General features: G+C 52.9%; 20 protein-coding genes and 1 pseudogene. 4 read left to right on the forward strand and 17 right to left on the reverse strand.

What is annotated here, in order from left to right; all coding sequences use genetic code 11:
- Nucleotides 1-37: 37 nt before the first annotated feature.
- From LOK74_RS09490 to LOK74_RS09515, 6 genes are all read right to left on the reverse strand, one after another.
- A complete protein-coding gene (locus LOK74_RS09490) occupies nucleotides 38-952 on the reverse strand; it encodes an RluA family pseudouridine synthase (RefSeq protein ID WP_230046395.1) in 915 nt (304 codons plus the stop codon).
- Nucleotides 953-1,109: 157 nt separating this feature from the next.
- Nucleotides 1,110-1,877: an IclR family transcriptional regulator gene (locus tag LOK74_RS09495; RefSeq protein ID WP_230046396.1), complete on the reverse strand. Its 768-nt coding sequence runs from the start codon at nucleotides 1,875-1,877 to the stop codon at nucleotides 1,110-1,112.
- Between the two features lie 101 nt (nucleotides 1,878-1,978).
- Entirely contained in the window at nucleotides 1,979-3,397 is a 1,419-nt protein-coding gene (locus LOK74_RS09500) for an FAD-linked oxidase C-terminal domain-containing protein (RefSeq protein ID WP_230046397.1), read from the reverse strand.
- A gap of 10 nt (nucleotides 3,398-3,407) precedes the next feature.
- Nucleotides 3,408-4,802, reverse strand: coding sequence for a (Fe-S)-binding protein (locus LOK74_RS09505; protein WP_230046398.1), 1,395 nt, complete (start codon nucleotides 4,800-4,802; stop codon nucleotides 3,408-3,410).
- Nucleotides 4,774-6,093, reverse strand: coding sequence for an FAD-binding oxidoreductase (locus LOK74_RS09510; protein ID WP_230046399.1), 1,320 nt, complete (start codon nucleotides 6,091-6,093; stop codon nucleotides 4,774-4,776). The genes LOK74_RS09505 and LOK74_RS09510 overlap by 29 nt, the downstream gene beginning before the upstream one ends.
- 149 nt (nucleotides 6,094-6,242) lie before the next feature.
- Nucleotides 6,243-8,042 (reverse strand): L-lactate permease, encoded by a 1,800-nt coding sequence (locus tag LOK74_RS09515; protein WP_230046400.1) that lies wholly within the window; start codon nucleotides 8,040-8,042, stop codon nucleotides 6,243-6,245.
- A gap of 291 nt (nucleotides 8,043-8,333) precedes the next feature.
- On the opposite strand from LOK74_RS09515, the gene aceB reads away from it, so the two are divergent.
- On the forward strand, nucleotides 8,334-9,941 hold the full coding sequence (aceB, locus tag LOK74_RS09520; protein ID WP_230046401.1) for a malate synthase A: 1,608 nt from the start codon (nucleotides 8,334-8,336) through the stop codon (nucleotides 9,939-9,941).
- 192 nt (nucleotides 9,942-10,133) lie between these two features.
- Here aceB and LOK74_RS09525 read toward each other — a convergent pair whose 3' ends face one another.
- Together LOK74_RS09525 and LOK74_RS09530 are read right to left on the reverse strand one after the other, a co-directional pair.
- On the reverse strand, nucleotides 10,134-11,780 hold the full coding sequence (locus tag LOK74_RS09525; RefSeq protein WP_230046402.1) for a 2-hydroxyglutaryl-CoA dehydratase: 1,647 nt from the start codon (nucleotides 11,778-11,780) through the stop codon (nucleotides 10,134-10,136).
- An 18-nt stretch (nucleotides 11,781-11,798) separates the two neighbouring features.
- On the reverse strand, nucleotides 11,799-15,320 hold the full coding sequence (locus LOK74_RS09530; RefSeq protein WP_230046403.1) for a BadF/BadG/BcrA/BcrD ATPase family protein: 3,522 nt from the start codon (nucleotides 15,318-15,320) through the stop codon (nucleotides 11,799-11,801).
- An 81-nt stretch (nucleotides 15,321-15,401) separates the two neighbouring features.
- Here LOK74_RS09530 and LOK74_RS24230 point away from each other — a divergent pair.
- A pseudogene (locus LOK74_RS24230) lies at nucleotides 15,402-16,135 on the forward strand (class I SAM-dependent methyltransferase).
- A gap of 148 nt (nucleotides 16,136-16,283) precedes the next feature.
- Here LOK74_RS24230 and LOK74_RS09540 read toward each other — a convergent pair.
- From LOK74_RS09540 to LOK74_RS09575, 8 genes are all read right to left on the reverse strand, one after another.
- Nucleotides 16,284-17,024, reverse strand: a complete 741-nt coding sequence (locus tag LOK74_RS09540) for a glycerophosphodiester phosphodiesterase (protein WP_230046404.1) — start codon at nucleotides 17,022-17,024, stop codon at nucleotides 16,284-16,286.
- A 175-nt stretch (nucleotides 17,025-17,199) separates the two neighbouring features.
- Entirely contained in the window at nucleotides 17,200-18,519 is a 1,320-nt protein-coding gene (locus LOK74_RS09545; protein WP_230046405.1) for an ABC transporter substrate-binding protein, read from the reverse strand.
- A 17-nt stretch (nucleotides 18,520-18,536) separates the two neighbouring features.
- On the reverse strand, nucleotides 18,537-19,367 hold the full coding sequence (locus tag LOK74_RS09550; protein WP_230046406.1) for a carbohydrate ABC transporter permease: 831 nt from the start codon (nucleotides 19,365-19,367) through the stop codon (nucleotides 18,537-18,539).
- Nucleotides 19,368-19,411: 44 nt separating this feature from the next.
- On the reverse strand, nucleotides 19,412-20,284 hold the full coding sequence (locus tag LOK74_RS09555) for a carbohydrate ABC transporter permease (RefSeq protein WP_230046407.1): 873 nt from the start codon (nucleotides 20,282-20,284) through the stop codon (nucleotides 19,412-19,414).
- Between the two features lie 2 nt (nucleotides 20,285-20,286).
- Nucleotides 20,287-21,462: an ABC transporter ATP-binding protein gene (locus LOK74_RS09560; protein ID WP_230046408.1), complete on the reverse strand. Its 1,176-nt coding sequence runs from the start codon at nucleotides 21,460-21,462 to the stop codon at nucleotides 20,287-20,289.
- The gene (locus tag LOK74_RS09565) at nucleotides 21,449-22,081 is read right to left on the reverse strand and encodes a glycerol-3-phosphate responsive antiterminator (RefSeq protein WP_230046409.1); all 633 of its coding nucleotides are present in this window, start codon (nucleotides 22,079-22,081) and stop codon (nucleotides 21,449-21,451) included. The genes LOK74_RS09560 and LOK74_RS09565 overlap by 14 nt, the downstream gene beginning before the upstream one ends.
- A gap of 208 nt (nucleotides 22,082-22,289) precedes the next feature.
- A complete protein-coding gene (locus LOK74_RS09570; protein ID WP_230046410.1) occupies nucleotides 22,290-22,637 on the reverse strand; it encodes a thioredoxin family protein in 348 nt (115 codons plus the stop codon).
- Between the two features lie 62 nt (nucleotides 22,638-22,699).
- On the reverse strand, nucleotides 22,700-23,602 hold the full coding sequence (locus LOK74_RS09575) for a LysR family transcriptional regulator (RefSeq protein ID WP_230046411.1): 903 nt from the start codon (nucleotides 23,600-23,602) through the stop codon (nucleotides 22,700-22,702).
- 136 nt (nucleotides 23,603-23,738) lie between these two features.
- Between LOK74_RS09575 and leuC the strand changes: the two genes are divergently transcribed.
- Entirely contained in the window at nucleotides 23,739-25,157 is a 1,419-nt protein-coding gene (leuC, locus tag LOK74_RS09580) for a 3-isopropylmalate dehydratase large subunit (RefSeq protein WP_230046412.1), read from the forward strand.
- A gap of 45 nt (nucleotides 25,158-25,202) precedes the next feature.
- Nucleotides 25,203-25,790 carry a 3-isopropylmalate dehydratase small subunit gene (leuD, locus tag LOK74_RS09585; RefSeq protein ID WP_230046413.1) on the forward strand — a complete coding sequence of 196 codons (588 nt, stop codon included), beginning with the start codon at nucleotides 25,203-25,205 and terminating at the stop codon, nucleotides 25,788-25,790.
- Between the two features lie 92 nt (nucleotides 25,791-25,882).
- On the opposite strand, the gene LOK74_RS09590 is transcribed toward leuD, so the two are convergent.
- Entirely contained in the window at nucleotides 25,883-26,050 is a 168-nt protein-coding gene (locus LOK74_RS09590) for a hypothetical protein (RefSeq protein WP_230046414.1), read from the reverse strand.
- Nucleotides 26,051-26,145: the final 95 nt, after the last annotated feature.

Raw genomic sequence — 26,145 nt, forward strand, 5'->3', positions numbered from 1 at the left:
GGCGCGTCCTCCCCTGATAAGCGCACAGGACCTGATGTTAGCCGGAACCCAGTCTGTCGTGCAGTTGGAGCAGATCGTCCGGCCAGTTCGCCTCTACGATGACGCGATGTTCGCCGAAGGGGTGATTCAGTTGAAGCGATGCGGCGTGCAGAGCTACTCGGTCAATCAGTCCGGTTTTCCCTCCATACAGCACGTCTCCCATCAGAGGATGACCGAGATGACGGAAGTGGACGCGAATCTGATGGGTTTTTCCGGTATCCAGGATGCACTCGACCTGTGCTCCTCCTCTATACCGGTCCAAAATGCGATAATGGGTGATGGCCTGCTCCCCACCGCTCGTAACAATCCGGCGTACAGCGTGGTGCCGGTCGCGCCCGATCGGCGCCTTGATCGTGCCGCTCTCCTGCTTAGGCTGACCATGGACAAACGCCACATATCGGCGGCTGATCTCCCTCCTGCGCAGCCGTTCATCGAGCAGCGCGGCAGCCAATGCGTGCTTGGCGTACAGAACTGCGCCAGAAGTCTCACGGTCAAGACGGTGCACGTGACGAACTTTTGCCTCGATTCCTTTTTCAGCGAAGTAGCCGGCGACTAGGTGATCCAGCGTCACATCCAGGTTCGATGGTGTCGGATGGAGCAGACACCCGGCCCGCTTGTTTACGATCAGCAGGTGTTCGTCTTCATAGAGGATAGCCAGATCGCCCCGCCGCGGTTCCAGACCGAGCGGTTCCGGTTGACAAGCCCATAGGCTGACGGCATCTCCCGGTTGGATCTTTTGCAGTTGGTTGACCACTTCGCCATTGATACGGACACCTTTTCCCTGAAACAGCAGGTGAACCGTTTTTTTGGGAAGCTTCCAGTGCTCACGCAGCAGTTGGCCCACTGTAACGGCAGGGACTTGTCCCGGGAGTGTGCCTGTCAGCCACTCCTCCTGTCTATCCATGATGATCATCAAAGATTCCTCCGCATCCGCAATGGCAAAAATGAGAGTGAACCGCGTGGCCCAAGGTCTATCCGCCAAGACGGCAGCTGGACCCGGTTGCGAGCAGCGCGGTGTATAGAGAAAAAACCGACACGATTGAAAAATCGTCTCGGTTTCGCGGGACCCATCAGCCCCGATATCCCAGTCGTTCGGAAATTTTCCTACCGACCTCCATGATCTTCTCCTTTAGTTCGCTCAGGCGTTGGTCGGTCATCCGGATCGTGGGACCGGAGATGCTGATTGCCGCTGTTACTTTCCCGTTATATCCAAAAATAGGAGCTGCAATACAGGTGATCCCTTGCTCGTTTTCTTCCAGGTCCAAGGCGTACCCCTTTTGTTTGATCTCCTGTAGATGATGTTGAAAGGTATCATACTGCGTAATGGTCCGCTCTGTATGCCGGGGAAGCCCCTTTTTCTCCACAATTCGTTCCATCTCGGCCGGCGGCAGATGGGCCAAAATCACTTTGCCAACACTGGTGCAGTGCATTGGAGCGCGCTTGCCTACCTGTGAATGCATGCGGAGCATTTCATTGCCTTCCAGTTTTTCGATGTAGACCACTTCCCCCTGATCATAGACGACGAGGTGAATCACCTCATTTGTCAGGGATTCCAGTTCTTTTAGATACGGTCGTGCTTCCGCCCGCAAGTCGATGGAATCGAGCAGTTTTGCGCTCAATTCCAGTACTTTGTATCCCAGCTTGTAGCGACCCGTTTCCTGATCCTGCTCCACATAGCCATGCGTCGCCAAGGTTGACAGGATACGATAAACAGAACTTTTATTCAGATCGATTTGCCGTGCAAGTTCGGTCACTCCAAACCCCTCTTTTTTGGTGCTGACGAGGTGAACGACCTGCAAGGCTCGATCCACCGACTTTACCATGCTTTCCTTTTCCATCCAGGGAACCACTCCACTACTCCAGCTTGGACTAACCAGCCCATTATACCATATTTTTTGACAGCAGTCGTTTTCAATGGGGATCAACCATTCCGGCGTTCTCAGGAGGAATGGAGAGCGGACTGCTTGATTTCCACACATCGGCTGGGAGAAGGGAACAGTTTCCCCGGGTTTAGCAAATCCTGCGGGTTAAACACATTGCGAATCTGGATCTGCGCCTCGATTTCCTCCTCCGTCAGGATGAACCGCATCTCTTCCTTTTTTTCTAGGCCGACGCCATGCTCACCCGTGATCGAACCACCTACATCGGTACATACTTTCAGTACTTCTGAACCTACTCTGGTTGCCAGTTCCGTCTCTCCGGGGTTACGGGCATCAAAGAGGATCAGCGGATGCAGATTGCCATCTCCGGCGTGAAACACATTGGCGATCCGCAGTCCCGATTGTTCGCTGATCTCGCGGATTCGCTGGAGCACCTCTGGCAGGCGGGAGCGCGGAATCACCCCGTCCTGCACCAGGTAATCAGGGGAGATCGCTCCCATCGCACCAAACGCCGTTTTGCGATTGGCCCACCATCGTGACCGCTCCTGATCGTCTGCTGCTACTTTAACCTCTCTGACATTCCGTTTCCGGCATACAGCGACGATCTGCTCAATCTGTTCGTCGATCCCCGCTGCAATCCCATCTACTTCCGCCAATAGGAGTGCAGCAAGATCTTTTGGATGACCAACCGGGTAGGTCGCCGCTTCCACACCCTCAATGGCGGTTTGATCCATCATTTCCAGTGCTGCCGGCACAATCCCGGCTGCGATGATATCCGACACCGCATAGCTTGCGTCTTCTACCCGGTCGAAGTAAGCGAGAACGGTCTGTTTTGCCTGCGGATTTTTCAAAATCCGCACCGTAATTTTCGTCACGATCGCCATCGTACCCTCCGATCCGGTCAACAGTCCCAGCAAATCATAGCCTGGTGCGTCAGGCATACCGCCCAGTTCCACGATCTCGCCATCCGTCAGTACCACTTCCAGTCCGAGGATGTGATTGGTCGTTACACCATACTTGAGACAGTGCGCGCCACCAGCGTTTTCCGCCACATTGCCGCCAATCGTACAGCAGTACTGGCTGGATGGATCAGGTGCGTAGTAGTATCCTCTGTGAGCGATCGCATGGGTCAGCTTCAGATTGACAAAACCAGGCTGCACCACAGCCAGCCGATTTTCCCAATCAACGTGCAGCAGTCGCTTCATCCTGACCAGACTGATGATCACTTCTCCGCCGAGTGGAATCGCCCCGCCGCTCAATCCCGTCCCCGCGCCCCGCGGGATAAACGGAATGTTGTTCTGCGACAGGTACCGGACTACGTTTGATACTTCTTCCGTGGACGATGGCAAAACAACTGCCCGAGGCATCCCACGCTGAATTGTATAACCATCACATTCATAGGCGATCAAATCTTCCGGTCGGTACAGGACGGAATCTGTACCGACCAACCTCACCAGATCGCGAATCAACGCATCCATATCGTGTCACTCACCTCCGTTGTCCCGCCACTTGATCCCGTTCGAGCGAGCGGTCTGTTTCCTGCGCATACGCCCAATCGAGCAACTGTATAGTATGAACGACTCTGCCCTTGTGGCCATGCTTTTTGACTCCTTTCGCTACTTGCAGCATGCAGCCGGGATTGCCCATGGTGATCCACTCTGCTTCCCTCGGAATATCGTCCATTTTACGATCGAGCAGTGCCTCCGCCATCTCCGGGTTGGTCAGGTTATAAATCCCGGCGCTGCCGCAGCAGCGGTCAGCATCGGGCAGCTCCAACAGCTTTACTCCCGGTATCTGCTGCAGCAATTGTCGTGGCTCCTCGCGAATTCCCTGCCCGTGCGCGAGATGACAAGCGTCATGGTAGGCAACCTGGGTATCAAGGTGCGCCTCTGGTTTTTCATAACCAACCTGGTGCAAAAACTTGGAGATGTCCTCCACTTTTGCAGAAAAGCGTTCTGCCTTTTGCCGGTAAACCGGATCGCTGTGCAGCAGTTCCGGATATTCTTTTAACGCACAGCCACAACCAGCCGAATTAACAATGATCGTGTCGACACCGGCTGTGAGAAAGGCATCAATATTTTCCCGGGCCAGCCGTTTTCCTGTCTGCCTGTCGCCGGCGTGGATGTGCAGCGCACCGCAGCATCGTTGTTCTCGCGGGATGACAACCTCGCTGCCGTTGCGGGCAAGCACGCGAATCGTCGCTTCGTGAACGTCGGAAAAGATCACGTCCATCACACAGCCCGTGAACAGCGCGACGCGTCGTTTTGTTTCCCCAAGTGACGACTTTATTGTCGTGGGGTATGTGGACAGCACCGATGGCTTTGCCTCTGGCAGAATCGCTTCCATCGCCCGCAGATGGGATGGCACGACGCGAAGCAGCCCGATTCGATGCAGCAGTGTGCGCAAGCCGCTCTTTTGATAAAATCGCAGCAACTTTCCTAACAACTGCAACCTCGATGGATAGGGAAACACCTTGCGAAAAAACAGGCTGCTGATCCACTTGCGCCACCCTTTTAAGGGGATCGCCTGCCTGATCTGTCCTCTCGCTTCTTCGATCAATAAACCAACCTGTACGCCGGCCGGACACGCCGTTTCACATGCCCTGCAATCCAAACAGGTGAAGATCGGGTTGGAGAACGCTTCGTTTAGCTGTATCTTTCCTTCTGCTGCAGCCTTTATCAGGTGCACGCGTCCGCGAGGCGATTGCTGTTCCTGCCCCATTTCCTGATACGTCGGGCATGATTCCAGACACAAACCGCAGTGGACGCATTGTGAATACTTTTCTTCGTCCGGCGGATCCTCCCATAGATAATGGCTGCCCGATATACAATCTGATTCTTTTGGCAGGTTCAACTTACATCCCTCCCACAAACCGCTTGGCATTAAGCGTGCCTTTTGGGTCAATCGCTTCTTTCAATCGTTTTAAAACGGGAAAATAGGCAGGCTCAGCTCCCCAGACCAGCAGTTGCTGACGCATCTCCAAAGGCGCGTGCTGCAAGATGGCATAGCCTCCGCGTTGTTCCACGACAGAGCGTGTCTGTGCGACGTAGGAGGAGAGCTGTTGCTTTTCTCCTATTGCATGCACTCTGGTAATCCCGTGCGCCAGTCCACCGTGGGCTTCCACATCCAAACCAATGGCTTCCGCCAGCCGCTGACATTGATCAACGATCGTTAGTACATCCATGTTCTTGCTGCCGATCTTTAGACTGATCCGGGTTTTCTCAGGATCGTGAGATTGATGATCTTGAGCGATCGGCGGCAGTTGGGCCAAACACCTCCACCAACTCCTCGCCTCTTCCCCAGTGAGGCGTTCGCAATCGGCTGCCTGTGGCAGATGATCGATTACCCACTTTTCCTGATACGCGACAGATGATGCCACATCTTCAAAGGCGACTGCCAGGCCGGGCCCGACACGGTTTGACAGTCGCATCATCACAGCCGGACTTAGCCACTCCAATGAAGTCGGCTCTAGCGGAGAGTCGAGCAGGGAAAGGACAAAGGACCTCGCGTGTTCCGGTTGATCCGGGGGAAAGCCGATCACCATCAAGCTCTCCTGCTGCGGGAGGGGACGCAGCTTCAGTGTCAGCTCACTGATCACGCCCAGCGTCCCCATCGAACCGATGAACAGCTTGTTCATGTCATATCCCGCTACGTTTTTCACCACTTTTCCCCCTGCTCGAATCATCCGTCCGTCAGGGTAGACCAGACGCAATCCGATCACCCAGTCACGCGCCGAACCGTACCGACAGCGTTTGGGACCACTGTCGTTAGCTGCTATCACCCCACCGATCGTCGCATACTGAGGCCAGAAGGGGTCCAAGGGTACCATTTGACCGTACTGGGAAAGATACTCGTTGAGTTGATCCATCGTGGTACCCGCTCGGACTGTGACTGTCATATCGCCAACCGAGTGCTCCGTAATCCCCGTCATCCTAGAGAGCGAGAGAATCAAATCAGCTTGTTCTACTAGACCACCAAAGCCCCTTTTGCTACCCCCTCCCTGGGGTATAACCGTCAATGAATGCTTGTTCGCGTAGGAGAGGACAGTCGCAATCTCTTGTTCCGTCTGCGGACATACGGTATAGGCAGCAGTGTTGCCAAGAGTGTCAGCGGGCTGAGGGTGACGAGTAACGGGTAGATCCGGTATCAAATCGGCTAGTTCGGTTATCAGCATGAGGATGCACCCCTTTCTTTTCATAGCCATACGCTCTATTATGTTCGGTATGGCAGAACAGTGTCGCGAAGTTTGGTTGGCTTTGCAGATCTAAGGTGCGAAGCAGATTTGACGGAGTTGATTTGATTTAAGTCATACTCTGGCCTGCTTTACGATCCAATCCGCTTATCGACTGGGACCCATGGACGACGGTTGTGTTTGTAGATGAGGTAGACAACCGCACAGACGATCAACAGAACCAATAGCGAACCGATGTGAAACAGTCCTTTCTCTGCTGCCCAGACGATAGAATAACCAAGCGAACCGGAGAGCAGGGCATAGTAGGCAAACGGAACCAGGGTCTGACGTATGACAATTCCTTCTTTTCCTAACAAACCAACCACTGCAGAAGCAGCGACTACATTGTGGACACAGATCATGTTCCCGGCAGCACCGCCAACCGCCTGCAAGGCGACGATCCAGGTAGGATCGACGGCGATCCGTTCCCCCACTCCGAACTGGAACAGCGAGAACATCATGTTGCTGATCGTGTTGGAACCGGCTACGAACGCCCCAAGCCCGCCGATGAATGGGGCAAAGATCGGCCAGGCCGAACCGGTCAATGCAGCGACTCCCTCAGCAAGTGCAATCGGCATCTGGTCATAGCTGGCAGACCCACCGCCTGTGTTGATAAACACCTGGACCATCGGCACTGTAAAAAGAAGAGCTGTCGAGGCCCCCCATGCCGTCTTGGCGGAGTTGGACCAGGCTCGTTTATACGACGACCCGTCCATGTTGTGGAGGAAATAGGTAATCACAGATACAAGAATAAAGATGGTTCCCGGCAGATACAGCGGTTGAAAGCTGGCAGTGATGTCCGTGCCGAATATGTTGGGGAACTGTACAGTCCAGGCTTTCATCCAACTGCCAAATGGCAGCGCTGTCAAACGAGTGATGACCAAGAAAAGGCCGACCAGTACATAAGGGGTCCATGCCTTGAAGGTACTCATCTCTTTTGAAGCACCGGCAGCATCCCGGATTTCAATCCGGCCACTCCACTCCGGATTCCACTTGTGCTTCTCATCAAAGTCCCAATATTCCTCTTGTTTCGGCAGGAAGAGTCCCCTTTTGGCCACCCTGACCACGATCGCAAGCCCGATCAGCCCGCCGATCATGGAAGGAAACTCCGGTCCAAGCAGATTGGCGACGATCAGGTAGGGAACGGTCATCGCCAAAGCAGCAAACAGAGCAAACTTCCAGACACGCAGTCCCTCACCGAATGACTTGTTTTTGCCGTAAAACCGCGTCATGAAAGAGACCACCAACAATGGCACCAACGTGCCGGTGATCGCATGCAGCAGGGCCACTTTGGTGCCGATCATGGAGAGAAAGGCAGTCCAGTCCTGAAATCCAATGCTGGCAGCATACGATTGAACGGTATCATCCGTACCAAGCCCGTTGCCGATACCGACCAGGATCGGCGTGCCGACAGCACCAAATGAAACGGGGGTACTTTGAATGATCATCCCGGCCATCACCGCAGCCATCGCGGGAAAGCCCAATCCTACCAGCAGTGGCACCGCTACGGCGGCTGGGGTCCCAAAACCGGAAGCGCCTTCAATAAAAGATCCGAACAGCCAGGCAATGATGATCACCTGAATCCGCCGATCAGGTGTAATCCTCGTGAACCCCTGCCGTATGGCGCTTAGGCCGCCGCTTTCCTGCAGCGTATTGAGCAGCAGAATCGAGCCAAAAATGATAAATAACAGTGTGGCAGCCACAACCAGGCCGTTAATCGTAGCAGCCGCCACTTTTGCCCCTGGCACACCCCAGACGAACAGGGCCAGTCCCACCGCCACCAGATACGAAATCGGCATTGCCTTGCTCGCCGGCCAGCGCAAAATAATGAGAAACAGAGCTACAGCAGCGATAGGCAGGAGTGACAATACAGCCAGAATTCCGACACTCATCCGACCAACCTCCTCCGTTATGCTAATTGTTGCTTAATACGAAACATCGTTCCTTAATACTACTAAAAAAATATATGGCCATATCCATAACTTGATACCAATTCGATTAAAACATCATAACGCTTGCAACTCAATTTTTTATTTGCGTCATTTTTCGACAATTCCGAATTAAAAAAATATGCTGATTGGTTGCCTGTTTCTTCTTTACGCCTGAAAAAAGGCGTGGTATGATACTCAATATAAGAAACAACGTTGTTTATTACGCAACAAAAAAACAAGGAGGTTGAGAGAATGAGTACTGATCAGTTGTCCTTTCCTTCTGGGGTGACCGTCGCTAGTTCGCTGAGCCCCTCTTTTCGCGAAATCCTCACACCAGAAGCGCTCACATTTGTCACCAAGCTTTCCCGCTCTTTTGCAGAGCGACGTGACGAGCTCTTGGCCAACCGGGCAGCCCGTCAGCAACAAATCGACGCCGGTGTCTTACCCGATTTTCTCCCTGAAACGGCAGACATCCGCAACGGCGACTGGACTGTAGCACCCATTCCCGACGATCTGCAAGATCGGCGAGTGGAGATCACCGGCCCTGCCGGCGACCGCAAGATGGTTATCAATGCGCTCAACTCTGGTGCAAAGGTATTCATGGCCGATTTTGAGGATGCCAACTCCCCTACCTGGGAAAACACCATTCAGGGGCAGATCAATGTGCGGGACGCCGTGAATCGAACGATCCGCTACGTCAGCCCGGAGGGAAAGGAGTATGCCCTCCACGATCAGATCGCTACCTTGATCGTGCGTCCACGCGGATGGCACCTGGAAGAGAAACACGTGCTGATCGACGGGAAACCGGTCTCCGCCAGCATATTTGACTTTGCTCTCTACTTTTTCCACAACACGAATGAACTGATTAAAAAAGGATCTGGGCCCTATTTTTATCTGCCCAAAATGGAAAGCCATCTGGAAGCACGCCTCTGGAACGACATCTTCGTGATGGCGCAAAACGAGCTGGGTATCCCCCAGGGGACGATTAAAGCAACGGTCCTGATCGAGACCATTCTCGCCACATTTGAAATCGACGAGATCCTCTACGAACTGCGCGAGCATATCGCCGGAATGAACTGCGGCCGGTGGGACTACATCTTCAGCTATATCAAAAAATTGCGCAATCAACCTGACGTAATTCTCCCCGATCGTTCGCAGGTTACGATGACGGTTCCCTTTATGCGAGCGTACACGCTGCATACGATCAAGACTTGCCACAAACGAAATGCTCTTGCCATTGGCGGGATGGCAGCGCAAATCCCGGTGAAAAACAATCCGGCAGCCAATCAAGAGGCACTGGACAAAGTGAGAGCGGACAAAGAACGGGAAGCGCGTGACGGGCACGACGGGACATGGGTGGCCCACCCTGCTCTCGTCCCGGTAGCACGAGACGTGTTTGATCAGCTTATGCCGACGCCCAATCAAGTAGAACGGAAGCGCGATGACGTCAACGTGACCGCCGCTGAGCTGCTCGCTGTCCCGGAAGGCACGATAACCGAAGCGGGTCTGCGCAACAACATCAGTGTCGGTGTCCAGTACATCGAGGCCTGGCTGAACGGCTCCGGCGCCGTCCCGATCTTTCATCTGATGGAGGACGCCGCGACGGCGGAGATCTCCCGCGCCCAGGTCTGGCAGTGGATACGCCATCCAAAAGGCTTACTTGACGATGGCCGAAAGGTGACAGAAGAACTGGTCCGACAACTGTTGGACGAAGAACTGGCCAAGATCAAGGATACGGTGGGAAAAGCCCGTTATCAACAAGGAAAATACGAAGTCGCCACCTCCTTGTTCACCACCCTCTCATTTGCTGACGAGTTCGTCGAATTCCTTACCCTACCTGGGTACAACTATCTGAATTGATAAGCTGATCCTACACATGCAGCAACACGGAGAAAACCTTTTTGTGAGGAAAACGAGTAGGCTCGTCCAGACAGCTAGGTTTCACGTGTAAACATCACGAAGACCGTTCATTTGAACGGTCTTCTGTAATCATCCAGCTATCTTCCATCATGCATCATACTGCAGATGCTTCTTGTCAAGCTTTCAATCTCCCTATACCTCCTGCATGCTTTGCTTGTCACGCGAGAAGGACAGCGGAGAGAACATTCGTCTGATGCCGTATATGGCATTTGCTGCTGTACAGGCCGCTACATGCCGGCTTGTGCGAAGGGGATGAGAAACTTCGGCTCTGTGCCTGTACTGCTTCAGCTGTTCCAACGTTAGCCTTTTCGCTGCCATCGCCTCCTCAAACTCCTTCTGTGCAGCCTGTTTAGCCTTAAACAAGGTCATCTGCACCCTGCTGTATACATTGATCGCCCCGTCACCCGTTGTTTCAATCGGCAGGAAGATGGCATCCGGGTATTTTTCGGTAATCAGGGACTGCACCCCATCAGAGACGCCAGAAGACGGCATGCAGCCGAAAGGCTTGACGGAAATCGTCATATTTACTTTCCGCTTGACCACATTGAGGATCAGCTTGCCTACTTCCATATGTCCCTCGCCGCCACGCAGATGGTTGTTGTAGTGATCATGGGCTACGCCTGCGATCTCGTCCATATCAGGCAGATGGTAGTCCTTTAGGCCAATCGCCTTTGCGTAGGTCTGGAACATAATGCGCAGTACGCGGTCAGCCAGCCACAGCATCCGCAGACGGGTGACCGGGTTTTTCCCTTCCAATCCGTAGCGCCCGCCGTCCTCTCCACGCAGCTTCATTCGTTTCTTGGTGTCGTAGCGCCCTTCCCAGATCAGGTACAAGATCCACGCTGTAAGGGACTGTACTTCTACTTCGGCCCCTTCCTTTTCCAGAAAACGCTGCAGTTGATAGTTTCCGTCCCCCTCTGTGGTCATCGCCCAAAACTCGCCGAGAATGCTCACTTTTGGCTTGACCAGCGTCCGATCAACCTGGATCGTGCTTAATTCCTTACGACATGTGAGCAAAGTAGGGAGCAGTGACTTGCCCTGTTTTAGTGTTTCGTACAGCATCTTTTTACAGCGCTCCATCACGGCATCGGTGGATCCCGCTACCACTTCGTAAGGGCGAATACGGTAAGCAGCGGCGTTGAGAATATCCCCCAGCAGTACCGCTTTTAAAAAGCTGAGGAAGAACGAGGTGTCCAACTTTAACGCAGATTCGTCTCCAGTGGCCTGTTTTAATCCGCTCTGCTGCTGGAACAACAGCACGCGGAACCCGTCAAAACCTGCATCGCGCAATGCTTTACGGTATTCGGTCACATAAGTGCCAAAGCGGCAGGGACCACAGGAACCGCTGGTGATGAACAGGTAGTTGCCGACGATTTCCTCTTTCGATTTCCCTTCAACATCCCGCAAGTGATGCAGGTATTTGATCAGGTTGCCCACGGTGAAATAGGTCGGGTTGCACTGACCACGGTTGCCAAATTCTTTGCCAAATCGCAGCGAATCGTTGTCCGGACAATCGAGGTGGCGTACCTTGTAGCCAAGTCCGGCTAGTGCCCCTTCCACCAGGTAATCGTGCGCCATCGTCAATCCGCCAAACAAGATCGTGGTCGTCTCCTTATCCTTGGCAAAAAACTGGCGCGGAACCGGATCAAACCACTGCGCTCTTTTTTCCTGCTGCAATCCCAAAGCCAGCTCTTGTTCAGCCTGGAACCGAGCCAGTTCAGCCTCCTTCGGAGACTGTTCGATTCTTTGCCCGTCGGCCGCTTCTTTGATCGTTGACATCTCGTACTTCACTCCTTTTTACTGAGAAGATGCTCGATTTTTTTCCATTTCCGCTTGCGGTTGGTTCGTCTCATCGGCCCGTGTTTCCGCTGTCGATCGCCCAAACAGTTCCATTCTCTTTTCCTCGATAAGCCGCTGCAGCTCCGCTTTTTTACGGGCCAGATCCTCCAAGCGTTCTTCGTGCAGCCCCAAGCTATGGGCATAGGTTTTAACCCGGATCTTGATCGACCCGCTCGGCTTGTTTGCATCTATATCATGTAGGGCGGAGTACGGTGTCCCCGCTGTGGAGATGATCGAGTCGATCAGCCCATACGTAGGAGCATCGTGTCCACACTTGAAGCTGGACAAGTCCAATACCGCCACATTGGGGTGACGGGCTGCAAACTTGGCCGCCCACACCTTTTGCACACTGTTGGAACTGAAGTTCTCCGGCCAAACATCAGTCACATCCAAAGCGTATTCCACACGTCCGTTCTCCAGATCGTCGCGGAAGAAGCGGCGTAGCCAGGCTTCGTCCTTGGGGATGGAACGCATCGAGAGAATCGGGTAGCCCAATACCTGGAACTCCTCTAGCACTCCGTGGTTCAGTCCGGGATCGGAATGATAGGGTCGTCCAATCATCAGGATCGCGATGCGATTTTCTTCCTCTACCTGTTCCAGAATCACTTTTCCTCGCTCCTGCATCTCCGCGTCAAACAGGTTCATCGCTTGCCAGGCCTGCTCCACCGCGAAATCACTCTCATCTTCTGTGATTTCCAACTCGTCTTGGAATGCTTGATACAACTGTTGCTTCATCATGTGCAGTTCCGTGAAGGTGACCGCCGGATCGAGGTAGGTTACTCCTCTCGTCTCAAAAAAGTTTACCTCTTTCGTAAAAGCGGCCTTGATCACGTTGGGTGCTCCGGCTACGATCGGACAGCTGGCCGAATCCACCACGTTTTGCAGGTGTGTTGGGATATGGGTGATACAGGGAAAGAAGATGTAGTTAAGCGCCTTTCGCTCGTGGTGCTTGAAGAGCAAGTTATGGATGTGGGCCTGTGCCACTTTGGACGGATAACAAGGATCGATCGATCCGTACTTGCCCCCTTCCTGCCACATCTCTTCACTGGTGAAGTCGCTGAACACGATGTTGCGTTTGTCGATGCCGAGTGTCTCAAAGTAGGTACGCCAGAAGGGTGCTGTTGACCAGATGTTGAGCACGCGCGGAATACCGATCCGCAGCTGACTTCGCCGTTCTGCCGCTTCCTTGGAGGAGCGCTGAAAACTGCGACGGTAGGCCGTTTTTCGCATCCCGCCCAACCCGAACAAAGCGCGTTTCACTTTGAAATCCTCGACAGGCGCATCTCCCTCAGGCATTGGCTCCGGATCGTAGAAATGTTGGTACATCCGCTGAGCCTCGTATTCGACCAGGTTGGGATAGTGTTTTTTCAGCGCCTGCCGCTTCTTGGTCAGTTCAACAACCGCTTCCTTGTCTTCAACGGTTCCTTTTTCACAGCTAAAACCGGAGATGTAGCGTGCCACCTGACCATCGGGCGTCTTGGAGTCGATAAACGTCCGGCTGCAGTGGTTGGGACAAAAGTTGCAGCGGGTCGATTCATCGTTGCGGGTGACGTAGTTTAAGTAGATCGCCGCATCCAACCCTAAAAACGTGGAGTACCCTCTGCGTTTGACTACTCGCAGTGTCTCCATTGCAGCGCCGATCGCTCCAGCCTCACCCGGATGAGGATGGACGTAGACCTCTGCATCAGGAACACGCTCCTTGATATAGTCGACCTGCGCCTTGACGGCCGCGAGATTGTACTGCGTCCCGCCCTGCAGAACAAACTTGCGTCCTAGCTCAGCCATCCGCGGGATTTGTACCACGTACTGCCATACATTTTTCGGCAGAACCATAGCAAGTCCGGCCAGCAGCTCTTCTTTGCTATAGCCCTCTTTTTGGAAGTTGACCCGATCTGCATCGAGAAAGACTGCACACCCGTAGGAAAACTTGGGAGAGAGATCTGCTTTGAACGCTGTGTATGCATATTCTTGAATCGGAATGCCAAACTGGTCGGCCATCGCCTGCAGGAGCATGCCGTTCCCGGCCGAACATTGGTTGGACAGCCGGAAGTTGCGGATGTCTCTATTTTTTAGGAAGAGTACCTTAATGTCCTGACCGCCGATATCACAGATCACATCGACGTCGCCAAACTGGTGGACGGCACTCATCATATGGGCGACGGTTTCTACAATGTTCACATCCGCCTGCAGGGTCTTCTCCAAAACATCAGCGGCATATCCGGTAGCCCCGAAGCCGATGATCTCCAATTCCGCTCCCGCTCCTGTCACCTTGTCGCGGATTCGCTTCAGCATTTCCCTAGTGTCTTCGAGGGGGTTTCCTTTGGACAGTTGGTATTCTTTCAGCAGAATGGTACCGCTTTCATCCACCAGCACAGCCTTGGAAGAGGTGGAACCACCATCGAGACCAATCACTGCTTTCACTTTTTGGCCCGGTTTAAACTCTGCAGGTGTAAATTTCGGGATGCTGTAGGTCTGTCGGAATTTGTCCAGTTCGGCCACATTGTCAACCAGAGGAGGACCGGCCTTCTCACCCAACTTTGCCTTTCGACCGTGAGCAATAAAATTTTTCAAACCCTCCAGACCGGTGTAGATCCCTACATCGGCTGGTTCGTGCATCCCGTACATCACCGCTCCGTAAGCCGCATAGTACTGGGAGTTTTCCGGCACGAAGATCAGTTCTTCCAGCGGTATGTCTTTGGGATATGCGTATCCCCGTTCCTCCCATGATTCAGGAATTCGCTTGCGCCAGCATTCCTGGAGAAAAGGTAGGTATGTATTGGGGCCACCCAGCAGAAGGACGCGATGCCGGAGCGTGTTGCCCCTAGTGAGAACCGACAGGTTTTGCATGACGATCGCATCTGCGAGCGAACACATGATCTCGGCTGAAGGAATGCCGCTTTTGACCAGGTTGACGATGTCCGTCTCCGCAAACACGCCGCATTTCGCCGCTACATGGTGCAGTTTCGAATCGTCAAAATGGAGCCGTCCTACCTCTTCGATCGGCATGCCCACCTTGATCATGCATTTGTCAATCGTGGCTCCTGTACCGGACGCACACTTATCGTTCATGGAAGTGAGTGCCTGTTTGTCGCCGGTTTCTTGATTAGTCTTGAAGATGATGATCTTGGCGTCCTGCCCACCTAGTTCAATGACGCTCCCCACATCCGGATGCAGCCGCTCAACCGCCATCGTGACCGCATTTACCTCTTGTACAAATTTTGCTCCAATATGCTCGGCTATCGGTCCAGCTCCGGAACCGGTCACAAACACGCGGATCCGGTTTTGCGGAACACTGGCGAACTGATTGCCGATAGTAATCAAAAACTCCAGCACCTTCTCGGCCTGCTTGGTGTGGTGACGCTGATAGTCGGACCAAAGGATTTCATTGTTTGCTGGATTGACAACGGTGGCTTTGACAGTCGTCGAACCCACGTCAATGCCGATAATCAAAGAATCGAAGCTCTTTTCACCACTTTCCATTCGCTCACGTCCTTTTACATTACTTCCACTTATATCATGGCTATTTGTGAGACTCGGTATACCTGCAAATCTTGTTGGTGGATGGTATCATTTTCTGGAGAGCATGATTCAATAGAAAGTTTGACGGGCGATGAGGTCTTGCATACAACCGAAGTTCAGTTTGATAGAGTGGCAGAGGAATACGATTTTGTAGCCAGTCTCTTGAATGACAACACCTTTTTTCTTTCCAATCTGCCATCCAAGAGAGGAAGAGCGTTAGACATCGGGTGCGGTTCGGGGATTCTGGTTGATGCGTTAGCACCTTACTTCGATGAGGTGATCGGGAACGATGTTTCAAATGAAATGCTTCACATTGCCAAAACAAAACGAAGCGATCAAATACCCGTTATGTGAACATGGACGCAGAACAGCTAGCGTTCCCCTATTCATTTGATTTCATCGTAAGCAGAACCACATTCCATCATCTGCAAGATCTGCAAGACGTACTCTTTCAAATAAAGGAAATGCTAAATGAGGGTGGCAAAATCGTTATTCTGGATAATGTATCTGAGGTGGAGACTCCGCCTTCATATGGAGCGATACAAGAGTTTATCCCAAACTGCTTCCGATTTGGGATCAAAAACGCGGTACGGATCTGCAAGCACCAGACGTCAAAATCATGGCTAGACCACTTGGCGTCAGACAAGTACCTGTCCGAGCAACAATACTATGATCTATACGGGAAGATACTGCCCAAATGTAGATTTCATAGAATGGGATGGGCGATGGGGGTCGTATGGGAGAAGCATCCGGGGTCTAGACAAGCACAACCTTAGCCCCAAAACACCGGGCTAAGGTCGTGGGTTACATTGATGAGGTTCTAGTAAATGGCAGCGGAGATCAAAGGAAGATGAAACCGTCTGACAATGGGAGGTTCGTGTAACCCGAAGCGATCGGCGCCACACTACCAGACGGCTCCATGAATCATGCGGAGTCTTCGATACCAGCAACTTGAAACCAGCGGTCAGGGTAGTTTGTGCAAATCTGGATCGCTTCGTGCCATTGCGCTACCATCCGCATATGATCCGGGTGATCGATCGTCCAGGCGATCAATTCCACTCCCCAGGACACCACCTCTTCCGCCAGCTCAGCCGACAGATACGGGTAGGCAAGCGATACGATGCCTGCTCCCAGCTCAGCCACCTGATTACGGAGCAGCACCGGCAGCCCGTGGATAATCGGGCCAACTGTCAACTCAGGAGCCAGCTGCTTCACTTTCTGCACACTCAGGTGGTCAAATGAGGTGACCACCACTTGTTCCTGCATGCCGCGCCGGCGGATCAACGAGACCACCTTTTCCTCCAATCCACGGTAGCGGTTAGCAGCTTGTTTCAATTCGATATTAAGGCGTTTCTTGCCGCGGGAGACGACCAGCACCTCCTCCAAAGAGGGAATCCGTTGCGCAGCGTATTTGGGATCGAACCAACTTCCTGCATCCAGCTGGCGCAGTTCTTCATACGTGTGCTGCATTACCAGACCGGAGCCGGTTGTCGTCCTCTCCAGTGTAAAGTCGTGGATCACCACCGGAACGCCATCTCTTGTCAGCTGCACATCGATCTCGATTGCGTCTACACCCGGATGGTCTAAGGCCATGCCGATGGCAGCCAGTGTATTTTCCGGTGCGGCACCTGACCATCCGCGGTGGGCCATGCATTGATTTCTCATCCCTTCGCCTCCTCACCATTAGAAAACGCGGCTTGTCGCCTGATTCCAACGGCGTGGCCGACGTTTTTCATATCCAGTCCATCCCTATCGCGTGCCCGAGACCAACTGTCCACTTTCGATGATACAAGGGGAAAAGGCTGTACCGATCGGTTTCAGCCTTTTCCTTGCTGTCCTCTTATTTTAGCAGTTTTTGCGCTTTTTCGGCAGCTGTTTCCAGTGCTTCCTCCGGTGACGCCTGACCTAGAATGGCACGTTGAATCTCTGTCATGATAATCTCCTGCAGTTCCTTGTACCCTGGTGCCTTCGGACGTGGTTTCGCATATTCCAACTGGTTGACGGCTACTTGGAACTGTGGTTTTTCGGCGTACAGCTTTTTCATCTCTTCGCTGCTCAGCGCAGACTGCCGAACCGGCATATATCCGGTGTTTTTACTAAAAGTTGCCGTATTCTCCGGACTGGTGAGCCACTTGATAAATTTCCAGGCAGCCGCTTTTTCTTCTGCACTGGACTTGGCCAAAACCACCAGGTTGGCTCCGCCAGTCGGCACTCCGTAGCTTTCTTTTGCCGGCAAAAAGGCAGTACCAACATCGAACTTGGCCTGTTCGAGCAGACCGTTCAAGTCGCCTGTCGAGGTAAAGATCATCGCTACTTTCTGGTTGATAAAGTCACTCTTGGCCACATCCCAGGCGTTGTACTTCTCACCCGGCGGCATCTTCATGATGCCCTCGTCAATCATCTCTTTCCAGAAACGGATCGGCTCGATCCCCTTAGGCTGGTTAAACATCACGGTTTTTCCATCTTCGCTGAGGATGTTGCCGCCATTCTCGAACACCAGCGCCTCATAGAACCAGATGTCGATCGGTGTGGAGAAGCCCCACGTCTGCTTCTCTCCCTCTCCACCGCTCGACGCCTTGGAAAACGTACGAAGTTCATCCCAGGTTTTCGGTCCCTCAATCGGCAGATCGGCCTGTTTTAGCATATCCCGATTGATGTAGAGTAGTGGCGTAGAACGATTAAAAGGGATAGCATACAACGTATCTTTCCAATACGAGTTGCCCATCAATCCGGGAATGTAATCGTTCAACTCAACGCCATCGCTGCCGTTCACATAGGATTCCAGCGGCTCTAGTGCGCCGTTTTCGGCAAAGGCGGCGATAGAACCGATCTCTACCATCGTCAGATCGGGTTGGTTGCCAGCAGCGATCGCTGACATCACTTTTGCATGATTTTCGTAATAGTCCCCTTGATAAGCTGCCTTGATCTTCACTTCGTTCTGCTCGCTGTTAAACTGTTTCACCAGCGTTTCAATCACTTCTCCGTTTTTCCCGCCGAGTGAATACCAGAAATCCACCTCAATCGGTCCCTTGCTATCCGTAGAAGCAGTCGTTGTCTGCGAACCGCTGTTAGCCGTAGTCTGTGTCTGCTGACTGCCGCAGCCGGCGATCACGGTAACGGCTGCCAGTACAACGGCGATCCAGGATTGTCTCTTATACATGGAATCCCTCCACACGATTATTTCACTCCAGAGTAAATAAAGGCACGAATGATGTGACGCTGTGCGACAAAAAAGATGATGAGAATCGGAATGACCAGTATCACGTTACCAGCCATGACAACGTTCCAGGCAACACCCCCCTCGTTCTCTTTCAACATGGCGATTCCGACAGGCAGCGTGCGAAACTGATCCTGATTGGTCATTACCAACGGCCAGAAATAGTCATTCCAGTGATAAATAAAGCTGAACAAGCTAAAGGTAACCAATACAGGCTTGGCCATCGGCACCATGATTCGCCAGATGATCTGCCACTCGCTTGCTTTATCCAGTCTCGCTGCTTCAATCAGTTCCTCGGGAACTTGGAGAAACGATTGACGCAGGAGAAAGATACCGAAGGCACTGGCCGCATACGGGAGAATCAGCGGCAAATAGCTGTTGATCACGTCCCACTCGCTCATCTGGATAAAGACTGGCAAGAATGTCAGCTGAGGTGGGATCATCAAGGCGATCAGCGTAATGCCAAACAACAGTCTCGAGCCGCGAAAACGGTAGCGGGCAAACGCATATGCTGCTGGGATTCCGGTCGCCAACTGCAGCACGAGTATCGACACAGCGACAAACAAACTGTTAAAAAAGTAAGTAAAAAAGGGGCCTGATTCCCATGCCTGGACGAAGTTCTGCCAGATCGGCACATCAGGAATCCACTTTGGAGGGAATATCATCACCTCGTCAAATGCTTTCAGCGAAGTAAGCATCATCCAGACAAACGGAAAAATAAAGACGAGTGCTACCAGCAGCAATACTACTCTTTCCAAATGCTTGCTCCATGCGTACAATCGGTGTAACAAGCAGATCGCCTCCTTCTGTCAACGCTGACTGTAGACCGCCTGGACTACCGGTAGTGAACCCGTTTGGCCAGCAGCATGAAATGAACGGCGGTCAGTACTCCGACCAAGATCAGCAGTACCACGCCGGCGGCCGCCGCGTAGCCAATCTTGAAGAAGTCAAACCCGTATTCATAGATAAAGAAGACCAGCATGTTGGTGCTGTTGACCGGCCCTCCCTGAGTCATGATCTTGACGGTGTCAAACACCTGAAAAGAGGCGATCGTGTTTACCACCAACAGAAAAAACAAGGTGGGAGACAGCATTGGCAGCGTAATAGCCACAAATCGACGCCAGGCAGGGGTTTTGTCCAATGCCGCGGCTTCGTATAGCTCCTTGGGAATGCTTTGCAAACCTGCAACACAAATCAGGGTATTGTACCCGACGATCTTCCACACGCTGACCAAGATCAACCCCCAGATCGCAGAAGATGTGTCAGCGAGCCATTGTGACGGCGGCAGTCCGACCATGTGCAGCAACGCATTGAGCAGTCCATACTGCGGGTCCATCATCCACAACCAGAGCAGGGATACAGAGACCAACGAGATGATGTACGGACTAAACACGGCCCCCTGGATCAGACTGTAAAACCATCCCCGGCGATTCAGCCAGAGCGCCATCAACAGACCGAGCAGCAGGGAAATCGACACCGTGACAACTGTGTAAAACAAGGTATTTCCCAACACCTGTACAAACTCGGGATCGGCAAGCAGTTCCCGGTAGTTGTCCAATCCGACGTATTCTTTGACCGGATTGATCAGGTTCCACGAGGTGAAGCTCAGGTAGACCAGGTACAAGATCGGGTACAAGAAAAACAGGGCGAATACTATCAATGATGGCGTTAGATAGAGATAAGGGCGCAGTCCGAAGGCCGTACGCATCCTTACTGCCCTCCGATCTGCAATTGCCGCTGCTCGCTGGAGAGCTTGCCAGTGCTGTAATAGGCTTCGCGCGGTATGCGATTCCCTTTGGGGTCAAAATAGTGACAATGGATGTGCGGCAGGGAAACCAGTACCCGCTGGTCAAGCTGAAACAGTTCATCGTGGTAATCGCGTGCAGTCAAGGTTCCCAGTGGTGTATCAACCGTATAAATGGTTTCCGCACCGAGCGCCTCCCGAGAGACAATCACGCCGTTGGTCTCGTAAGCAGCTGTCTGCGGAGCCGTGATATCCAGATCAGCACGGCTGAGCTTTACTTTCTCCGGTCGTATCCCCAGATAGACGCTTTGTCCTCGCCAGTCGCGGAGCGATTGCCCATGTGGTTGAGAGAGCGTCAGCAGGATCGCCTGTCGGCCAACTCCCATTGTCGTCCCGGACGGATCGACAACAGCCCTTAACAGGTTCATTGGCGGTGTACCGATAAACTGTGCGACAAACAGATTGCTGGGTGTGTCATAGACCGTGAGAGGTTCCGCTGCCTGCTGGATCTGACCTTCGTTCATCAGCACAATCTGATCCCCCATTGACATTGCCTCTGCTTGATCATGGGTAACGTAGATGAACGTGGTACCCAACTGCTTGTGCAGTTGTATCAACTCCTGCCGCATCTGTTGGCGCAGTTTGGCATCCAGATTGGAGAGAGGTTCGTCCATCAGAAATACACTTGGCTTCTTCACCATCGCTCTAGCCAAGGCGACCCGCTGACGCTGGCCGCCAGAGAGCGTCCCTGGTTTTCTGGACAGATAATCTTCCAGGCCGACCACCTGGGCGATCTCCTCCACCAGTTGTTTTCGCTCGTTCTTCGGGACTTTCCGGTTGCGCAGTCCAAACTCGATGTTCTCTCGTACACTCATCGTCGGATAGAGCGCGTAGTTTTGAAACACCATGGCTAGATCGCGATCGCCCGGCGGTTTTGCCGTCACATTCTCCTCTCCGATCCACACTTCTCCCGATGTGACCTGCTCCAGCCCGGCAATGATCCGCAGCGTCGTTGACTTGCCGCAGCCTGAGGGACCAAGCAGTACAGTAAACGATCCCTCAGTTATTTCGATGGATAGATGTTCCATGACCACCTGACGATCATACGATTTGGTTACGTCTTTTAGTCTAACGGAAGCCATGCACGCTCCTCCTCTCTTGATTGGCGCTCCAGCGACTGATCGCATCCGTTCTCCATAGTTCCGGGTTTCCCGTGGATACTGCCAGTGCTCCGCAGCGGAGCGGTTCCAGCAGATGCTCTTCCTGCTCGATCAATCCGCCGGTAATAATCGGAATGCTGACATTCCTGCGAATACGTGCGATCAACTCTGGAATTCTCGCCGGCATCAGTTCCGCCGCATCCGGCATGGAATCCCGCAGTGCTTCCACCCCTGTGTCCAGCGCGTCACTATCTATGCAAAAGATCCGCTGAACCGTCAACATATTCAGTTTTTTCGCCTGCTTGATCACACTGCTCTTGGTCGAGATAATCCCGGTCGGCTTGACGGTTTGGGCAATAAATTCCAATCCCTCCCTGTCGTGGCTCAGTCCCCCGATCAGATCGACATGGAGCAGTACAAACTTATCGTGCGCCTTGAACAAATCGACATACCGCTTTACCACGCTGATGTTGCCGGTAAGCAAAAAGACGCCTCCTACATCTGCTGATAGTGCTTTCTCGATCGTTTTCGGCGATTTCACCGTGGCAATCAGGGGGCATGTATGCAATCGATCATAGAAGAGTTGTCTCGTTGTGGCCATCTGTCATCCTCTCCTTTTTAGAGGCGCTGCGGCAAAAAAAGAAAACCTATGAACACGTAACCGGGTGCAATCCACCGCTGCTACGTTTTCCATAGGTTTCTGATTCCTCTCTACCCTTGTCACGCGCTATCTACTTGTCATGACTCAAGTGTACAAGGGATTGATTAAGTTGTTACGAACCGCCCGTAAAGGGTTTGTTAAAGGTTGGTTAAGCCTCGCTTAAAGCCTCACTGATCTGGACCGTGCGATCGAGAAAATGCTCAATCTCTTCTCTGCTTTTGCCCAGCTTGCTGACGAAGCGGATCAATTCTTTTCCCTGCTGAAACGCGATGAAACTGGGGATGCCCAGCACGTCCAACTGCTCGGCCAGCTCAGGCAAATGATCGCGGTTGACCGCCACCATGTCCAGTTTCTCTTGATAGGCCGCTTCCACTTCTGGCATGAATGGATCGATTCTATGGCAGTCAGGACACCACGTAGTATAAAACTTGACCACTACAGGTTTGTTGGATTGAATCGCCCGCTCAAACTCCGCTTGGTTGGCAATCTCTTTCATGCAGATCCCTCCTCTTCTCACGTTTTGTATAGTGTATCACGCTGACGCTTTTTTTGTCCCCCTCACTCGACACTTTCGACAGGGTGTTCTCCTCTACCCAGCAGGATGTCGATAAAGGCACGGGCGGGTTGAGAGAGCCTGCGATCTTTGCGGTACGCCACTACGAGTGTCCTCTCCGGCCTGGTCCGCAGACGGACGTAGGCAGGTGCCGTCGTTCCCCAGGCGGAGCGCGTAATCATCTCCGGTGCGAACGAAACGCCCATCCCTGCAGCCACCAATGACTGAACGGTTTGAATGTTGCTGCTCTCAAAGACGATCCGCGGTTGAAAGCCAGCCTGCTCACAAAGCGAGAGGGAGATCTGGCGAAAGCCCTGCCCTTCCTTTAATAGGATAAACGGCTGAGTGGACAATTCAGCCAAATCAACTTCTGCCTGCTCGGCAAAAGGATGCGACGGCGGCAGCGCCAAGTATATCTCTTCCTGAATGGCCGACTCATATCGTATCGTCGGCTCACTGATCGGCATCGTCAACAGACTGACGTCCAGTTTTCCGTTGACCAACAATTCTTCCAAGTGGCTGGAGGTCTCTTCGATCAACTGCAGTTCCACATTGGGAAACTGTCTGGTAAAAGAAGGAATCACCTGTGGCAGCACGTACGCTCCGGTAATCGGCAGACTGCCTACCAAGAGTCTACCTGCTTGGCCAGAGGCGTACTCCCTCATCTCCCGTACCAGCCCTTCTGCCTGGTCCAGCAGCTTCTGCGCCACCTGAACAAACCGTTCCCCGGCGTCCGTCAAATCCACCTGCTGCGGCAGACGATGAAACAAACGAGTACCCAGAGTTTTTTCCAGCTTGGCGATTTGCTGGCTGAGCGACGGCTGAGCCAGATGCAGCCGGGCCGCAGCCCTGGAAAAACTTCTTTCCTGTGCGACTGCCAGAACATAACGGATTTGCCGCAGTTCCATCTCTCTCTCCCTTCCTATAACGATTTCCTATCACACGTATAATTATTATATCTTTGACCTATTTCTATTCTGTATGATACAACGATTACATAGGAGAAGCAACGTACTGCTTCCTTTTTGGAAAAGGGGGATATCCGTGAAACCACGTACCTTGTTTGAAAAGATCTGGGATCAACACGTCATCCACGAAGAGACAGGCAAACCAAGCCTGTTGTACATCGACCTGCACCTAGTCCACGAGGTGACGTCACCACAAGCATTTGAAGGGCTGCGGTTAGCTCGACGAAAGGTGCGCCGTCCTGACTTGACGTTTGCCACGATGGACCACAACGTGCCGACCAAAGACCGCTACAACATCACTGACCCCATCTCCCGCCAACAGATGGAGACACTGACCAAGAATTGTGCGGAATTCGGCATCCCGCTGGCTGACCTGTCCAGCCCGGATCAGGGGATCGTACACGTGATCGGACCGGAACTGGGACTCACTCATCCCGGGAAGACGATTGTTTGCGGCGACAGCCATACCTCGACGCATGGCGCATTTGGCGCTCTGGCTTTTGGGATTGGCACCAGCGAAGTGGAACACGTCCTCGCCACCCAGTGTCTGCAACAGTCCAAACCGAAAACACTGGAAGTACATGTAAATGGACAACTTCCGCCTGGAGTGACTGCAAAAGATTTAATCTTGGCAATCATCGCCAAGTTCGGTACCGATTTTGCCACCGGCTACGTGATCGAATACACTGGCGAAGCGATCAAGCAATTGACCATGGAAGAACGGATGACGGTCTGCAACATGTCGATTGAAGCAGGGGCGCGAGCCGGACTGATCGCACCCGATGAGACCACATTTGCCTATCTAAAAGGGCGCCGCTACGCCCCACAAGGGGAAGATTTTGCAGCCGCTGTCGGAAAATGGAAGCAGTTGGTAACCGATCCTGGTGCCACTTATGACCACCGTGTCGAGATCAATGCCGCCGAAATCGCCCCGCAAGTAACCTGGGGTACCAGCCCTGGTATGGGAACAGACATTACGAGTGTCGTACCGGATCCTGCGTCGTTTGCTTCGGCTACACAGCGCAAGGCTGCTGCAGACGCCCTCGCATACATGGGACTTGCTCCAGGAACACCGATTAGTGAGATCAAGATCGACCGCGTCTTTATCGGTTCCTGTACTAACGGCCGGATTGAGGACTTGCGCAAAGCCGCTGCGGTAGCAAAAGGACGCAAGGTGTCCGCTGACGTGCACGCCATGGTGGTGCCGGGTTCGCAGGCGGTCAAAGAACTGGCTGAGCGGGAAGGTCTGGACAAGATCTTTGTGGAAGCAGGATTTGAATGGCGCGAGTCGGGCTGCTCGATGTGTCTGGCGATGAATCCAGACATCCTGAGCCCGGGTGAGCGCTGTGCCTCCACCTCCAACCGCAACTTTGAAGGACGTCAGGGACGCGGCGGGCGAACCCATCTGGTTAGCCCAGAGATGGCTGCAGCTGCGGCGATCGCCGGACATTTTGTCGATGTCCGCGAATGGCTCCGCGAAACAGCATCGGTCTAGTTAATACAGAAACGGAGAGGGACCACGTAGAGGAGGAATATGTGAATGGAACCGTTTGTTACCCATAAAGGGATTGCAGCTCCGCTCGATCGGGTTAACGTCGATACGGATGCGATTATCCCCAAACAGTTTTTGAAGCGCATCGAGCGTACCGGATTTGGCCAGTTTTTGTTTTATGAGTGGCGATTTACCCCCGAGGGAGAGCCGATTGACTCCTTTTTGCTCAATCTCCCTCGTTACCAGGGAGCTTCCATATTGCTTGCCCGCAACAACTTTGGCTGCGGCTCTTCACGCGAACACGCGCCGTGGGCCCTGCTCGATTACGGTTTCCGTACGATTATCGCACCGTCATTTGCCGACATCTTCTACAACAACTGCTTTAAAAACGGCATTCTGCCGATCAAGCTGTCGGAAGAACAGGTAGACGAACTGTTCAAACGAGCCGAACAACAGGAGAACTATCAACTGACGATTGATCTCAAGGAGCAAGTTGTATTGGATGATCACGGTCTCTCCTACCCGTTCGAGGTGGACGAGTACCGCCGCTACTGCCTGCTCAATGGACTCGACGATATCGGGATTACCCTGCAATACGAGGACAAAATCGCAGCGTATGAAGCCAACCGCAGATAATGCAACGAAAAAATAAAGGGGCAGCCAGCTTCGTGAAGAAGCATGGCTGCCTTTTTATGGTCGACAGGAGTTGGGAAGGCCGCCCGTCCTCGCTATTTGACCAACCAGCCAGGTAGGTTAAGCGGCGCCGTACGACTGCCGACAGTACGGGTAATTCGCTGCAAAGTCATCTCGGATAACGAGGGGGACAGTTTCCGCACAATCGTCTCATTTGGCTTCTTGTTCTTTATCTTCATGACAGTCTCATACAACAAACCCATGTATGCTCACCTTCACTTTCTATCATCCTTCACATCATCAGATTACCAGGAAAATGTAAACTTAATGCGTGATATTGATGAAAAAATTGTGAGCT

It is taken from the genome of Brevibacillus humidisoli, from assembly GCF_020923435.1.
In the GTDB taxonomy this organism is placed as follows: Bacteria; Bacillota; Bacilli; order Brevibacillales; family Brevibacillaceae; genus Brevibacillus_E; species Brevibacillus_E humidisoli.

Excerpts from the sequence above, each read along its gene's own strand:
- LOK74_RS09590 (WP_230046414.1), bottom strand. The coding sequence starts at position 26,050 with ATGGGTTTGTTGTATGAGACTGTCATGAAGATAAAGAACAAGAAGCCA.
- leuD (WP_230046413.1), top strand. The coding sequence starts at position 25,203 with ATGGAACCGTTTGTTACCCATAAAGGGATTGCAGCTCCGCTCGATCGG.
- LOK74_RS09545 (WP_230046405.1), bottom strand. The coding sequence starts at position 18,519 with ATGTATAAGAGACAATCCTGGATCGCCGTTGTACTGGCAGCCGTTACC.
- LOK74_RS09515 (WP_230046400.1), bottom strand. The coding sequence starts at position 8,042 with ATGAGTGTCGGAATTCTGGCTGTATTGTCACTCCTGCCTATCGCTGCT.
- LOK74_RS09540 (WP_230046404.1), bottom strand. The coding sequence starts at position 17,024 with ATGAGAAATCAATGCATGGCCCACCGCGGATGGTCAGGTGCCGCACCG.
- LOK74_RS09490 (WP_230046395.1), bottom strand. The coding sequence starts at position 952 with ATGATCATCATGGATAGACAGGAGGAGTGGCTGACAGGCACACTCCCG.
- LOK74_RS09570 (WP_230046410.1), bottom strand. The coding sequence starts at position 22,637 with ATGAAAGAGATTGCCAACCAAGCGGAGTTTGAGCGGGCGATTCAATCC.
- LOK74_RS09525 (WP_230046402.1), bottom strand. The coding sequence starts at position 11,780 with ATGTCAACGATCAAAGAAGCGGCCGACGGGCAAAGAATCGAACAGTCT.
- LOK74_RS09555 (WP_230046407.1), bottom strand. The coding sequence starts at position 20,284 with ATGCGTACGGCCTTCGGACTGCGCCCTTATCTCTATCTAACGCCATCA.
- LOK74_RS09575 (WP_230046411.1), bottom strand. The coding sequence starts at position 23,602 with ATGGAACTGCGGCAAATCCGTTATGTTCTGGCAGTCGCACAGGAAAGA.
- LOK74_RS09500 (WP_230046397.1), bottom strand. The coding sequence starts at position 3,397 with ATGGATGCGTTGATTCGCGATCTGGTGAGGTTGGTCGGTACAGATTCC.
- LOK74_RS09565 (WP_230046409.1), bottom strand. The coding sequence starts at position 22,081 with ATGGCCACAACGAGACAACTCTTCTATGATCGATTGCATACATGCCCC.
- LOK74_RS09530 (WP_230046403.1), bottom strand. The coding sequence starts at position 15,320 with ATGGAAAGTGGTGAAAAGAGCTTCGATTCTTTGATTATCGGCATTGAC.
- LOK74_RS09560 (WP_230046408.1), bottom strand. The coding sequence starts at position 21,462 with ATGGCTTCCGTTAGACTAAAAGACGTAACCAAATCGTATGATCGTCAG.
- LOK74_RS09505 (WP_230046398.1), bottom strand. The coding sequence starts at position 4,802 with ATGCCAAGCGGTTTGTGGGAGGGATGTAAGTTGAACCTGCCAAAAGAA.
- LOK74_RS09510 (WP_230046399.1), bottom strand. The coding sequence starts at position 6,093 with ATGCTGATAACCGAACTAGCCGATTTGATACCGGATCTACCCGTTACT.
- aceB (WP_230046401.1), top strand. The coding sequence starts at position 8,334 with ATGAGTACTGATCAGTTGTCCTTTCCTTCTGGGGTGACCGTCGCTAGT.
- LOK74_RS09495 (WP_230046396.1), bottom strand. The coding sequence starts at position 1,877 with ATGGAAAAGGAAAGCATGGTAAAGTCGGTGGATCGAGCCTTGCAGGTC.